This window comes from Nocardia amikacinitolerans (assembly GCF_900215415.1).
GTDB classification, from domain to species: Bacteria; Actinomycetota; Actinomycetes; order Mycobacteriales; family Mycobacteriaceae; genus Nocardia; species Nocardia amikacinitolerans.
This window is the reverse complement of the sequence record NZ_OBEG01000001.1, coordinates 528,568-542,489: the sequence shown is the minus strand read 5'-3', so window position 1 is coordinate 542,489 and position 13,922 is coordinate 528,568. Positions and strand designations below refer to the sequence as shown.

Sequence of the window (13,922 nt, the reverse complement as noted above, 5' to 3'; positions counted from 1 at the left end):
TTGGATCGAGCCAGGCCACTTCGGCGGAGACGGCGAAACCGGTTCGCGAACCATAGGGAGACACGATGGCGACGGCCACGAGGAAGAACACCGGAAAGGCCACGAAGACGGGCGACACATCGCCCGCGCGGCACGCTGCCGACAGCCACGATCTGATCCGTGTGCACGGCGCGCGGGTGAACAACCTCCGGGACGTCAGCATCGAGATCCCCAAGCGCAGGCTCACGGTGTTCACCGGCGTCTCCGGCTCCGGTAAGAGCTCGCTGGTGTTCGGCACGATCGCCGCCGAGTCGCAGCGGCTGATCAACGAGACATACAGCGCCTTCGTGCAGGGCTTCATGCCGACCCTGGCGCGGCCCGAGGTCGACGTGCTCGACGGCCTGACCACCGCGATCACCGTCGACCAACAGCGGATGGGCGGCGATCCCCGCTCCACGGTCGGCACCGCCACCGACGCCAACGCGATGCTGCGCATCCTGTTCAGCAGGCTGGGCGATCCGCACATCGGCCCGCCCAGCGCGTTCTCCTTCAATACCGCCTCGGTCAAGGCGGCCGGTGCGATCACGGTCGAACGCGGCGAGGGCAAGACCAAGGCCGTCAAAGCGACCTTCTCTCGCACCGGCGGTATGTGCACCCGCTGCGAAGGCCGCGGCACGGTCTCCGATATCGACCTCACCCAGCTCTACGACGACTCCAAGTCGCTCGCCGAGGGCGCGTTCACCATTCCCGGCTGGAAGTCCGACAGTTTCTGGACGGTGCGGGTCTACGCCGAGTCGGGCTTCGTCGACCCGAACAAGCCGATCCGCAAGTACACCAAGAAGGAGATGCGCGACTTCCTGTACAAGGAGCCGGTCAAGGTGAAGGTCGACGGCGTCAACCTCACCTACGAGGGACTGATTCCCAAGGTGCAGAAGTCGTTCCTGTCCAAGGATCCCGAGTCGATGCAGCCGCACATTCGCGCGTTCGTCGAGCGGGCGGTCACCTTCACCACCTGCCCCGAATGCGACGGCACCCGGCTGGCCGAAGGGGCGCGCTCCTCACGGATCAAGGGCATCAACATCGCCGACGCCTGCGCGATGGAGATTCGCGACCTCGCCGAATGGGTCCGCGGCTTGGACGAGCCGTCGGTGGGGCCGCTGCTCGAAGCGCTCGGGCACACGCTGGACTCGTTCGTGGAGATCGGCCTCGGCTACCTCTCGCTCGAGCGGCCCGCGGGCACCCTGTCGGGCGGTGAGGCGCAGCGGGTCAAGATGATCCGTCACCTCGGCTCGTCGCTCACCGACGTCACCTATGTCTTCGACGAGCCGACCATCGGCCTGCACCCGCACGACATCCAGCGGATGAACAACCTGTTGCTGCGGCTTCGCGACAAGGGCAACACGGTCCTCGTGGTCGAGCACAAGCCGGAGGCGATCGCGATCGCCGACCACGTCGTGGACCTCGGGCCGGGCGCGGGTTCGGCGGGCGGCACCATCTGCTACGAAGGCACCCTCGAGGGTCTGCGGGCCAGCGACACCGTCACCGGCCGTCATCTCGACGACCGCGCCTCGCTCAAGCCCGCGGTGCGCACGCCCACCGGCAAGCTGGCGATCCGCGGCGCGTCGGCCAACAATCTGCGCGACGTCGACGTCGACATCCCGCTCGGCGTGCTCGTCGTCGTCACCGGCGTCGCGGGCTCCGGCAAGAGCTCGCTGATCCACGGTTCGATCCCCGCCTCGGAGGGCGTGGTCGCGGTCGACCAGGCGCCGATCCGCGGCTCGCGGCGCAGCAATCCGGCGACCTACACCGGGCTGCTCGAGCCGATCCGCAAGGCGTTCGCCAAGGCCAACGGTGTGAAGCCCGCGTTGTTCAGCGCCAACTCCGAAGGTGCGTGTCCCACCTGCAACGGCGCCGGTGTCATCTACACCGATCTGGGGATGATGGCCGGTGTCGAATCCCCCTGTGAGGACTGCGAAGGCAAGCGGTTCCAGCCCGCGGTGCTGGAGTACAAGCTCGGCGGCCGCGACATCAGCGAGGTGCTCGCGATGTCGGTGACCGAGGCCGAGGACTTCTTCGGCTCGGGCGAGGCGCGGATTCCGGCCGCGCACGCCATCCTGGACCGGCTCGTCGATGTCGGGCTCGGATACCTCGGCCTCGGCCAACCGCTCACCACGCTGTCCGGCGGCGAGCGGCAGCGGCTCAAGCTGGCCACCCACATGGGCGACAAGGGCGGCGTCTACGTCCTCGACGAGCCGACCACCGGCCTGCACCTCGCCGACGTGGAACAGCTGCTCGGCCTGCTGGACCGGCTGGTGGACTCCGGCAAGTCGGTCATCGTCATCGAGCACCATCAGGCGGTGATGGCGCACGCCGACTGGATCATCGACCTCGGTCCCGGCGCGGGCCACGACGGCGGCAAGATCGTCTTCGAGGGCACGCCCGCCGACCTGGTCGCCGGGCGCTCCACCCTCACGGGCGAGCACCTCGCCGAGTACGTGGGCGGCTGAACCCTTCCGGTGGCGCTCCCGCGGTTTCGCCGAGGGAGCCACCGGTCGGTGGTGGGAACCTCTGCGCGCGTGGGTAGTAGTACTCATGCGTCGATCGCCCGTTCGAGGAACACTCGGAGCCGGAAGCGACGCGTGCGGAAGGGGCGGGGAATGAGGGAACGCAGTGAGCGAATCATGTGCCAGCGCGCCTCGCGCATGCCGGAGCCGAGCGCCAGCGAGGGTCGGGCATGAGCGCGACGAGGGTGTGCGTGGCGGTGACCGGGGCCGCGGTGCTGGTGATCCCGGCGCTGGACGTGGCGGCGCGGTTCCTGGCGACGCCCGGCTGGATCTTCGCGTTCGTGTTCTACCTCGGCGCACCGATCTGGCTGCTGAGCTTCGGCGCGCTGATCTGGATGTCCTCCGGAATGCTTTCCCGGACAAGTGCTTTCGCGACGGCGCCGAAGGCGCAGCAGTGGATCGTGGCGGGGCTGCTGTGGGCGTACATGCTCGGTCTGAGCATCTTCTGCTGGTTCATGTCGGACGGCGGGGACGCCGACGATTGGCAGTCACCGGCCGGTCGGCTGCTCGGGGCGGACGGGTACAACAGCGACACCCCCGAATACCTGAACCGGGCCCAGGACATCGCCATGCCCGCGTTGGGCGCGGGGCTCGTCGCGCTGCTCGCCGCGGTGATCGGATACGCGATTGTCGCCGGGCGGCAGCGCCGCCGGTCCGAACTTCGCGTAACTGAATAGTTGCTGATATCTCGGCAGAGGCGATGATTTCCCCCTCGAGCCGAGTGTATCGCGCGTTATCCTCCACTCAGCGCGTCGACAGCTATCTTCCAACCACGATCGGGGTGCTCGATGGCGACCGATTTCAAGGGCAAGATCGCACTGGACATCCGCGACTCCGAACCGGATTGGGGCCCGTTCGCGGCGCCCACCGCGCCGGAGGGGGCGCCGAATGTGCTCTACCTCGTCTGGGACGACATCGGCATCGCCACCTGGGACTGCTTCGGCGGCCTCGTCGAGATGCCGAACATGACGCGAATCGCCGAGCGCGGCGTGCGGCTGTCGCAGTTCCACACCACCGCGCTGTGCTCGCCGACGCGCGCGTCGTTGCTCACCGGACGCAACGCCACCTCCGTCGGCATGGCGACGATCGAGGAATTCACCGACGGCTTCCCCAATTGCAGCGGCCGGATTCCCTTCGAGACGGCGTTGCTGTCGGAGGTGCTCGCCGAACGTGGTTGGAACACCTACTGCGTCGGCAAGTGGCACCTGACGCCGCTCGAGGAGTCGAATCTGGCTGCCACCAAACGACATTGGCCGCTCGGCCGGGGTTTCGAACGCTTCTACGGATTCATGGGCGGCGAGACCGACCAGTGGTACCCGGAGCTGATCTACGACAACCACACCACCGCCCCACCGGCCACGCCGGAGGAGGGCTACCACCTGTCGAAGGACATCGCGGACAAGACCATCGAATTCATCCGCGACGCCAAGGTCATCGCGCCCGACAAGCCGTGGTTCTCCTACGTCTGCCCCGGCGCGGGCCACGCCCCGCACCACGTGTTCGCCGAGTGGGCCGACCGCTACGCCGGCCGCTTCGACATGGGCTACGAGGCCTACCGCGACATCGTGCTGGAGAACCAGAAACGGATGGGCATCGTCCCGCCCGACACCGAGATGTCGCCGGTCAACCCGTATCTCGGCGCCAAAGGACCCAACGGCGAGCCGTGGCCGTTGTTGGACACCGTTCGCCCGTGGGACTCGCTGAACGCCGAGGAGAAGCGGCTGTTCGCCCGAATGGCGGAGGTCTTCGCCGGGTTCCTGAGCTACACCGACGATCAGATCGGCCGGATACTCGACTATCTGGAAGAGTCTGGCCAGCTGGACAACACCATCATCGTGGTCATCTCCGACAACGGAGCCAGTGGCGAAGGCGGACCCAACGGCTCGGTCAACGAGGTCAAGTTCTTCAACGGCTACATCGACACCGTCGAAGAGAGCATGCGGTTCTACGACCAGCTCGGCGGCCCGCAGACCTACAACCACTATCCGATCGGCTGGGCGATGGCGTTCAATACGCCCTACAAGCTCTACAAGCGCTACGCCTCCCACGAGGGCGGCATCGCCGATCCCGCGATCATCTCCTGGCCCAACGGAATTCGTGCGCGCGGCACCGTATGCGACAGCTACGTCAACGTCTGCGACGTGACGCCGACCGTCTACGACCTGCTTGGCATCACCCCGCCCGACACCGTGCGCGGCATACCGCAACGGCCGCTGGAAGGCGTGAGTTTCAAAGCGGTACTTCAGGATCCGGCCGCCGAGACCGGCAAGGACACGCAGTTCTACACGATGCTCGGCACCCGAGGCATCTGGCACCGCGGCTGGTTCGCCAACACCGTGCACGCGGCCACCCCGTCCGGCTGGAGTCACTTCGATCAGGACCGCTGGGAGCTCTACCACATCGAGGAGGACCGCAGCCAGAATCGCGACTTGGCCGCCGAGAATCCCGAGAAACTCGAAGAATTGAAGGCGTTGTGGTTCTCCGAGGCCGCCAAGTACAACGGGCTGCCGCTGGCCGATCTCAACATCCTGGAGACGCTGAACCGTTGGCGGCCCTATCTGGTGGCCGACCGGACGAATTTCACGTACTACCCGGGCACCGCCGAGGTCGGCATCGGCGCGGGGGTCGAGATCCGCGGTCAGTCCTATTCGGTGCTCGCCGAAGTCACCGTCGACTCCCCCGCCGCCGAGGGCGTGCTGTTCAAGCAGGGCGCGGGCCACGGCGGACACGTACTCTTCGTCAAAGACGGACGCTTGCACTATCTCTACAACTTCATGGGCGAGGACGAGCAGTGGGTGTCCGCGCCGGACTCCCTGCCCTTGGGCAACCACCTGTTCGGCGTCCGCTACGAGCGAACGGGCACCGTCGACGGCAGTCACACCCCGCTCGGTGAGGTCTCGCTGTATATCGACGACGCGGTCGTCGCGTCCCGATCCGGCATGCGTACCCATCCCGGCACCTTCGGATTGGCCGGCGGCGGAATCGGCGTGGGCCGCAACGGCGGACAGTCGGTGTCGAGCGCCTACACCGCGCCGTATCCGTTCACCGGCGGCACCGTCGCCAAGGTGATCGTGGACACCTCGGGCACCCCGTACATCGACGTCGAACGAGAGCTCGCCGCGGCGTTCGCCAAGGACTGACAGTCGAGCCCCCGAATACTCCCCGCACAACTAGAACATGTTCTACAGTTGGGTGCCGGTCGGCGCCCAGCGAGGCGAATCCCGAACCTCCGCGGCCCGGCCTGCCGTCTTGCGAGGAGGGGATGTGCAGTTCAACCTGGCCGATGTCTTCGAGACGGTCGCCGCGGCGGTCCCGGACCGTGTCGCGCTGACCTACGAGGGCGAACACCGCACCTACGCCCGGCTCGACGCCGAGGCCAACAAGGTGGCGCGACTGTTGGCGGAGGCGTGCATCGGCGCGGGCGAACACGTGTCGCTGTTCCTGAAGAACAGCGTCGAACACGTCACCGCCATCCTCGGTCTGATCAAGATTCGCGCGGTGCCGATCAACGTCAACTACCGCTACACACCCGCCGAACTCGAGTACATCTTCACCAATTCGGACTCCGCGGCGGTGATCGTTGAGCTGCCCGAACACCAGCGAACGCTGGCCGGACTCCTCGAGGCGTGCCCGCTGGTGCGGACGGTGATCGTGGTCGGTGCGATCGAGGACGAACTGCGCGCCGCCGCGGACGCGCGCTCGATCGCCCTTGTGCCGTTCGCCGATTCCGAAACATACTCCCCCGCCGTGGAATTCGCGCCGCGCAACGGAGACGAGCTGTACCTGCTCTACACCGGGGGCACCACCGGGTATCCGAAGGGGGTGATGTGGCGGCACGACGACTTCTTCCGCAAGCCGCTCTCTGGCGGCAACCCCTACGGCAACGGCGCCCGCCGTGATCTCGCCGAAATCGCCACGGCCGCCAAGGAATTCCCGGAACTGACCTTCCTGATCGCCGCGCCGCTGATGCACGGCGCCGCGCTGTATTCGCTGTTCACCTTCTTCACCCTCGGAGCGCGTGTCGTCCTCATGCGCGACTTCGACTCGCGGCGTGTGGTGGAGGCGATCGAGCGGGAGAAGCTCCAGGTGATCCTCATCGTCGGAGACGGAATGGGCCTTCCACTGGTCGACGAGATGGAGCGACGCCGCGGCGAGATCGACTTCAGCTCGCTGTTCTCGATCACCTCGGGCGGCGCGATCTGGTCGGTCGGCGTGCGCGAACGCATGCTCGCGATCAAGCCGGATCTGCTGCTGCGCGACAACTTCGGCGCCTCGGAGTCCGGCAACGACGGCGCCTTCACCGTCGACGAGCACGGCAACCTCCGCATGCCGCCGTCGCCGACCATGCTCCTCGTCGACGAAGACCTGAACGACATCCCGCCGGGCAGCGAGCGCATCGGATACATCGCCCGCGTCGGCAACATCCCGCTCGGGTACTACAAAGACGACGAGAAATCCGCCCGCACCTTCCGCACCCGCGCCGACGACACGCGGATGTCGATACTCGGTGACATGGGGCGCGTCGAGGCGGATGGCACCATCGTGTTCCTCGGGCGCGGCTCGCAGTGCATCAACACCGGCGGCGAGAAGGTCTTCGCCGAAGAGGTCGAGGCCGCACTGCACGACCACCCGTCGATCGCCGACGCGCTGGTCGTGCCGGTGCCCGACGAGCGCATGGGCCAGAAGGTCGCCGCGGTCGTCGCGACCTATCCGGACGCACCGGCGCTCGACCTGGAGGACGTCCAGCGGCACTGCCGAAAGACGTTGGCGGGCTACAAGGTACCGCGATCCATGGTCGTGGTCGACGAGGTTCGGCGCACGCCCGCGGGCAAGGCCGACTACCGCTGGGCCGCCGCGGTCGCGGCGGGATAGGGCACACGCGCAGCAGGCCCGCCGGGCCACCAGACCTTGTCGCCCAGCATCGCGAACAGGGCCGGTACGACCAGCGTCCGCACCACGAAGGTGTCCAGCAGGATGCCGATGCCCACGACGATGCCCAACTGGGTCAGGGTGATCAGCGGCAGCACGCCGAGGACGCAGAACACCGCGGCGAGGACCACGCCCGCGCTGGTGATGACCGCGCCGGTCGAGGCGACCGCGCGGACCATCCCCCGCGTGGTGCCGTGCGCGTCCGCCTCCTCCCGCGCCCTCGTCACCAGGAAGATCGTGTAATCCACGCCGAGCGCCACCAGGAACAGGAAGCCGAACAGCGGGACGTTGGTGTCCAGCGCAGGGAAACCGAACACGTTGTCGCTGATCCAGCTGCCGGCTCCGAGCGCGGCGAGCGCGCTGAGCACCGTGACGCCCACCAGCAGCACCGCGGCGGGCAGCGCCCGAAGCAGCACCACGAGCACCAGCAGCACGACGGCGAGGATGAGCGGAATGATCAGAGCCTGGTCGCGGCGCGCGGCGTCGCGGATGTCGAGCGCTTCGGCGTCGGACCCGCCGACCAGGGCCTGCGCGCCGGGCGCCGCCGCCACCGCCGACCGGATGTTCTCGATGGTGGTGAACGCCGCGGCGGAGGCCGGAGCCGCGTCCAGCACCACCGACCAACGGGTCCAACCGCTTTCGGATGTTCCGGTCACCGTGGCGCGCGAGACTCCGGAGACCGTGTCGAGCGCCGACTGGATCGGCGCGGAAGCGGTGGTGCGCGCGATCACCACGGCCGGGTCCGACGTTCCGGACGGAAAGTGCTCGGCGAGGACGTTCAAACCGTCGACCGATTCGGCTCGGACACGGAACTGCTCGGTGCGCGAGAGTCCGATGTCGGTGGTCGCCAGACCGGCGGCGAAGACGACGAGCACCGCCGACGCACCGCAGGCGACGACGACCGGGCGACGTACGACGCGCGTCGCGACCGCGGCCCAGGCCCCGCCCTCGGCGGCGTCGCGGCCATCCGGCCGAGGCACGAACGGCCAGAACACCCCTCGTCCGCACAGCGCGAGGGCGGGCGGCAGCGCGGTGAGCACGAAGATCACCGCGACCACCAGGCCCGCCGCCGCGAACGCGCCGAGGCTGCGGGTGTTGGGCAACAGCGCGAGCAGCAGGGTCAGCAGGGCGAGGACAACGGTGACATTGCTGGCGACGATGGCGGGTCCGGCGCGCCGCACCGCCGCGCGCAGCGCGTCTCGATGGTCGGTGTGCCGGTGCAGTTCGTCGCGGTAGCGCGACACCAGCAGCAGCGCGTAATTGGTTCCCGCCCCGAAGACCAGCACGCTGGTGATGCCGGAGGTCGATCCGTCGAAGGCTAGTCCGGTGAGGTCGGCGAGTGCGGTGCCGACGCTGGTGGCGACCCTGTCCGCGAGGCCGACCACCGTCAGCGGTACCAGCCACAGCACCGGCGAGCGGTAGGTCACGATCAGCAGCACCATCACCACGATCGCGGTCACGGCGAGCAGCAGGGTGTTCGCGCCGGAGAACGAGTCGGCGATATCGGCACCGAAGGCCGGTCCGCCCGTCACCTGCAACCGGAGGCCCTCGGGTGCGCCCGCGGTGACCGCGTCGCGCAGTTCCTCGATCCGGTCGGTGAGCGCGAAACCGTTGAGATCCGACGGGACCACGACGGGGCCGAGCGCTGCTCGACCGTCCGGGGCCACGACGACGCCGGTCGGTCCCGCCTTGGCATCGGCGCGGGCGAGTGCCGCATCGAGCGCGGCGAGATCGGCTGGCGTCAGCTCGCCGTCGTCGGCGCGGGTCGCGACCACGATGGCGGCGGCGTTTCCGGCGTCCGGGAACTGTTCGGCCGCCAGCGCGGCGCGGGCGGACTCGGACGAGGCGGGTAGCGAATCGGGCGCCTGTCCCGCGCTGTCGTTGCCGCCCGCCAGCGCCATGATCGCCAGTGCCGCCGCGAGGATCACGAGCAGCACCACCCACGATCGTCGCCCGGTGACCAGCCTGGCGAATCGGTCCCACGCGTTCCCGTTCACGTCGGCAACTATTTCAGAAACTTAAATAATCGGCAACGGGCGCACACCCGAGTGACTAAGCTCTGAGCCGGACAGACAGGAGGCGCCGGTGAGCGACAGCGTCGCGAACACGACGGACCCGGGCACCGATCGGACGGCACTGGAGACCGATATCGCTCGGGACCTGCGCGCGCTCACGGCCGTCTCGGAACAGATCGGTCACCGCTTTGCGCGGGCGAACGACCTGCGCCCCAACAATTTCCGCGCCTTGATGCACATCGCGACGGCCGATGCCGAAGGCACGCCGATCACCGCGGGGCAGTTGAGCAAGTTGATGGGGATCTCCGCGCCCGCCGTCACCTACCTGGTCGAGCGGATGCTCGACTCGGGTCACCTGGAACGCACGCAGGACGCCGCCGATCGACGTCGAGTCCACCTGCGCTACACCGATCACGGCATGGCGGTCGCGGCGGGCTTCTTCGGTCCGCTCGGCGCCCGGACCCGCGCCGCGCTGGCCGAGCTGCCCGATGCCGACCTGCGGGCGGCCCATCGGGTTCTCGTTGGTGTCATAGCCGCGCTGCGCGAATTCCACGCCGAATCGCTTGCGGAAGGTGGGCCGGTCTCGGAGTAGCCACCCGGCGAACATCGGCAGGTGCGCCGCTGTTCGCGAAGGAGCAGAATGGAGTCGGAAAGGTCATCATGCGGCTGCTCAAGGGCCTGCTCGACGTAGTGGTCGGGCTTCTGACCGGCGTGCTCGGCACGGTGGTCGGAATTCTCGCCGCCGTGGTTTGGCTCCTCGGCGCGGTGCTCTGCGTGACGATCATCCTCCTTCCGCTCGGCCTTCCCGTCGTGCGGCTCGCCCGCCGCCTCTTCGGTCTCTCCCGACAGCTCATGCGTATGCCCTGAGCACGCGACGCCAGGTGGGCACCGACCTGAACCTGCCGCCTCCGCTCTTCGACGCGAATCGCCCGTGACGCCGGACCCCCGCGCGGCATAGATCCGCGCGGGGGTCCGGTCACCCGCTCAAGAAGCCCTGACAGTACCCAGCCCCGAGGACACATTGATGGCGACGCCACCGGCGGTCGCGAGTGCGACGATCGAGCCCGCGCCGGTCCGCACCCGCACCGGCGCCGGGGCGCAGTCACAGGGGCGCAGCGCCGTTTCCCGATCCGGCACGTCCACCACGCCGACCGCTCCGGTCGTCAGGTTCGACCAGTGGATCCGGGCGTGGGAGTCGAAAATCGTACCGCCGCTGAACGGTCCCGGGTTGGCGACGCCGAAGGTGGTGACTCCGGGCTCCTCGCCGACGGTCGCCGTCAGGTAGACGCTGAATATCGATGGCACACCCCATGTTTGGGACAACTTGATCAGCGGTAGATGGAATGTGGTCGTCTCCGCGGCGTGCGCGACGGTGTGCTGTCCAAGCACCAACGCACCGACCGCCGCACCGACGACACCCACTTTGGCGCTCACCCCGGCAGCCCGGCGCACCACGTCCTTCGTCACTAGCCCTCCTCACAGTCGATTCCGGCCAAACCTCCACACCGGCAACGCCATCGCGATCCAAAAACCGACCCCGGCTCGGCATTGCCGTATCCACGGCCCCGTTCGCGTATTCGACAGGGTCCGTGCGTGAACATCCCGCCAAGTAAACAACCCGAGGGGCGATATTCAGGTCATCGACCCGCCCCGACTTGCGGCGAGCCGACCTGGCGGCGATCCAGCTAGCCCATTACGAAACCGACGATCACTGCGCGGGGGCGGGGCCGCCGAGCACGAGTTGGTCCAAGGATCCGCGGGGATCGGGCTCGCCGGATCGCGGGCGCGCGTCTTCGCCCGGGGTCGTGCAGCCCCGGGCGAAGACGCGTCCCGATGCCCTGCGGCGCCGACGGTTTCGGGCCGGCGTTCACCACGGATGATCTCGCGACGGCCGCGGGCCGAGGCGAACGGTTACAGGCAGAGGCTCAGCTCGACCGGACCGACCGGGATACCGGTGCACACTTCCACCGAGCCCGACACCGGGGTGGCGGCGGTAGCGGTGCCGGCGGTCAGGGAGCCGGCGGTCAGCACCAAGGCGGCAATGGCAAGGGGGCGAACAATTTTGGAGGTCATACATCATCCTCTGGTTGTGCATTCACTGCGTCCCGTGTTCGAGACCGGCCCATCAGACCACGCTTCGTTACCCGCCGGTAGCCTTCTGCGACCGGCTCGTGGAGATACCAAAGTGTCACGAAATGTTTGTGTGAATCCGGTTCGCAGACAACCTCGTTCACGGTCGTGGGCCGAGAGTCCACGCACGGCACCGCGCAAGCGAATGACGATCGCCGAACCTGTTGGCGCGCAACGCTAATTCTGCGGTAGTCCCCAGCACGGGTATTCGCGGCACGCGTCGATGAGGCCGACGCTGGCCGGTGTCCGACAGGTGACGTGCGGTTTGTGGCGATAGTCGACCACCAAATGCAGGTTCGCGGCCTTTTCACCGGTGAACGTCTGATGGCATTGCGAACAATGGCACACATTGTGGGCGCTCAACGGCCACCAGGCCTGACATCCCCGGCATTTCACCGTCTCCGGCGATTTCGTCTTCATGATCACTCACCTGCTCGCGCAAACACGCGCGGTCCGCCACCGACACCTCGGTCGTACCCGCACCGTGCTGCGTCACACCTTCATACTCGATCGCCGTAGCGGCGGTTTTCCCGGTTCGAACTCGATGTGCTTGCGCGGTGAGCACCACCGATCGCGAGCGCGACGAACAGTGTATGCCCGATGTCGCGAGGGGTCGGCCCGGCGCGGAACCGCGTCCCGCGCACCGTGTCCGGCGTTGGTTCGAGCAGGGTGACGACCGACAGCGCGGAAGTGCCGTCGGCCGCGGCGAGGTCTCCTGTCAGTGCGGGTTCTCTGCCCGCAGGTCCTCGACCAGCGTGTCCAAGGTGTCGACGAGCCGGCCGATAGCGCGGGCCTGCGGGTGCGGCACGTCGACCGCGACGGCGTCGCCGACCGCGGCTCGCAACAGTTCGACCGCCTCGGCGATCAGCGCCACGTTGCGCGCCAAGCGCTGCCGAGAGATTCGGTGCTGGCCGTCGGGGCTGTTCCAGTCCGGGCGCGGCAGCTCCTGCAGCATCTGGCTCACCCGAGCCCGGATCGCGCTGGCCAGCGCGATTGCTTCGGCCCACTGCTGGGCGAGCGCGGCGGCACCGTGGGTGCGGCGCGGGTCGCTCGGTTCGGGGCACGCGGCGTCCAGCTTCGCGGGGAGCTGGCCCAGCAGCTCGATCAGCAGGTCCACGTGGTGGCCGGTCAGACTCGACTCGTCGGTGAGAGTCGGGTCGATGTCGAAGATTTCGGCCGCGCTCCGCGAGTGCGCGACGGCGTCGGCAAGCAGCGCCTGCGCGCGGCGGCGTTCCTCGTCGGTGTAGCCGGGAGCCGATGCGAGGTGGCCTGCCGCCACGCGGATGGCCTCGAGCAGACGGCGTTGCTCCGGGCAGGGGCGGGTCGCCGGTCGGTGATGCACGCCGAAATCTCCGGCTCGGTCATCGCTCGTCGACGTCCACCCCGATCCCACGGTGGCGGGCTCGTGGGGACGATTCACGGTCACACAGCGGTCGATGACGCGGTCAGTAGTCGTGATCACCCTGCGACCTTCTCACCTGCGGCAACGGCAACGGCTGATCCGGGCGCGTGTCTCGCCGACATTTTCCGCGGCGGCGCCGTCGACGCGGTCGGCGCGACGCACGGCAGGCCCGGCATCGGCTGGCCCGCCACCGCGACGAAGGAGTAGCACGCGGCGTCCGGTCAGGACGCGGCTTCGGCGGCGGCCTTCAGATCGCGCAACCAGGCTTCGAGGCCCGCTCCGAGAAAAGCGGTGGAGGTGGGCACGTCGGCTTCGACCTGCGCGCCGGTCCAGTTCTCCTCGGTGCGCACCAGGACACCACCGTCGACCTCGGTGAAGGTCCAGACGTGGACGCCGTTGTCGATGCGCAGTCCGTCGCCGATACCGGGGCCGCTCCAGCGAACGCACGTATCGGGTTGCAGTTGGTGGACGCTCGAAGTGATGACCAGGGTGGTGGCCGGGGTCGTCGCGGTCGCGGGGGCTGGGGTCGTCCACTGGAAACGCGAACCTTCCCGCAGCGGTCCCTGATCCAGGAGCTTCATGCTCGTGACGGGCTGCTGCCAGGAGGGCCAGCGTTCCACGTCTGTCTGCAGCTCCCAGATGGTGCGCAACGGCGCATCGATCAAGGTCTCCGTCCGGTACCGGATCCGCGCATCGCCGTCGATACCGGCCCCGCCGCAGGTCAGCGGAGCGGGGTGCGTGTTGGGGGTAGTCGTTGCCGCTCGGCCTGTTTCGTCGTCCTCGGCGCCGCATGCGGTGGCGGTGGTCAGCGCGAGTGCCGCGGCCAGCGGGACGAGGATGCGGGCGGGGCGACGAGAGGTACGCGGGGTGGTGGACATGAGGTTCTCCTCGTTCAGAGTTCGG

At 68.2% G+C, this 13,922-nt stretch carries 12 protein-coding genes; 6 read left to right on the top strand and 6 right to left on the bottom strand.

The genetic code is table 11. From position 1 onward, the window contains the following. The first annotated feature begins 65 nt into the window (after nucleotides 1–65). The 4 genes from CRP45_RS02590 (at nucleotide 66) to CRP45_RS02575 (ending at nucleotide 7,415) form a co-directional block, all read left to right on the top strand. Entirely contained in the window at nucleotides 66–2,486 is a 2,421-nt protein-coding gene (locus CRP45_RS02590; protein ID WP_097243613.1) for an ATP-binding cassette domain-containing protein, read from the top strand. 227 nt (nucleotides 2,487–2,713) lie between these two features. Beyond that, nucleotides 2,714–3,220, top strand: coding sequence for a hypothetical protein (locus tag CRP45_RS02585; RefSeq protein WP_143861310.1), 507 nt, complete (start codon nucleotides 2,714–2,716; stop codon nucleotides 3,218–3,220). A gap of 111 nt (nucleotides 3,221–3,331) precedes the next feature. Further along, nucleotides 3,332–5,683 (top strand): arylsulfatase, encoded by a 2,352-nt coding sequence (locus CRP45_RS02580; protein WP_097243611.1) that lies wholly within the window; start codon nucleotides 3,332–3,334, stop codon nucleotides 5,681–5,683. A gap of 124 nt (nucleotides 5,684–5,807) precedes the next feature. Continuing rightward, entirely contained in the window at nucleotides 5,808–7,415 is a 1,608-nt protein-coding gene (locus CRP45_RS02575) for an AMP-binding protein (RefSeq protein WP_097244515.1), read from the top strand. Here CRP45_RS02575 and CRP45_RS02570 read toward each other — a convergent pair. Beyond that, entirely contained in the window at nucleotides 7,382–9,373 is a 1,992-nt protein-coding gene (locus CRP45_RS02570) for an MMPL family transporter (RefSeq protein ID WP_245909989.1), read from the bottom strand. The genes CRP45_RS02575 and CRP45_RS02570 overlap by 34 nt on opposite strands. A 184-nt stretch (nucleotides 9,374–9,557) precedes the next feature. Between CRP45_RS02570 and CRP45_RS02565 the strand changes: the two genes are divergently transcribed. Both CRP45_RS02565 and CRP45_RS02560 read left to right on the top strand, forming a co-directional pair. Next, complete coding sequence (locus CRP45_RS02565; protein WP_097243610.1) at nucleotides 9,558–10,079, top strand: MarR family winged helix-turn-helix transcriptional regulator; 522 nt, start codon at nucleotides 9,558–9,560, stop codon at nucleotides 10,077–10,079. A gap of 68 nt (nucleotides 10,080–10,147) precedes the next feature. Beyond that, nucleotides 10,148–10,354 (top strand): hypothetical protein, encoded by a 207-nt coding sequence (locus CRP45_RS02560; RefSeq protein WP_067778162.1) that lies wholly within the window; start codon nucleotides 10,148–10,150, stop codon nucleotides 10,352–10,354. A gap of 117 nt (nucleotides 10,355–10,471) precedes the next feature. Here CRP45_RS02560 and CRP45_RS02555 read toward each other — a convergent pair whose 3' ends face one another. From CRP45_RS02555 to CRP45_RS02545, 5 genes are all read right to left on the bottom strand, one after another. After that, a complete protein-coding gene (locus CRP45_RS02555; RefSeq protein ID WP_097243609.1) occupies nucleotides 10,472–10,954 on the bottom strand; it encodes a hypothetical protein in 483 nt (160 codons plus the stop codon). Between the two features lie 444 nt (nucleotides 10,955–11,398). Beyond that, nucleotides 11,399–11,560 carry a hypothetical protein gene (locus tag CRP45_RS33630; protein ID WP_179830735.1) on the bottom strand — a complete coding sequence of 54 codons (162 nt, stop codon included), beginning with the start codon at nucleotides 11,558–11,560 and terminating at the stop codon, nucleotides 11,399–11,401. A gap of 234 nt (nucleotides 11,561–11,794) precedes the next feature. After that, nucleotides 11,795–12,037 (bottom strand): FDXHR family putative zinc-binding protein, encoded by a 243-nt coding sequence (locus CRP45_RS33105; RefSeq protein WP_143861309.1) that lies wholly within the window; start codon nucleotides 12,035–12,037, stop codon nucleotides 11,795–11,797. Nucleotides 12,038–12,335: 298 nt separating this feature from the next. Further along, entirely contained in the window at nucleotides 12,336–12,959 is a 624-nt protein-coding gene (locus CRP45_RS02550; protein WP_143861308.1) for a hypothetical protein, read from the bottom strand. Between the two features lie 281 nt (nucleotides 12,960–13,240). Continuing rightward, entirely contained in the window at nucleotides 13,241–13,897 is a 657-nt protein-coding gene (locus CRP45_RS02545) for an SRPBCC family protein (RefSeq protein ID WP_097243607.1), read from the bottom strand. Between the last annotated feature and the right edge of the window lie 25 nt (nucleotides 13,898–13,922).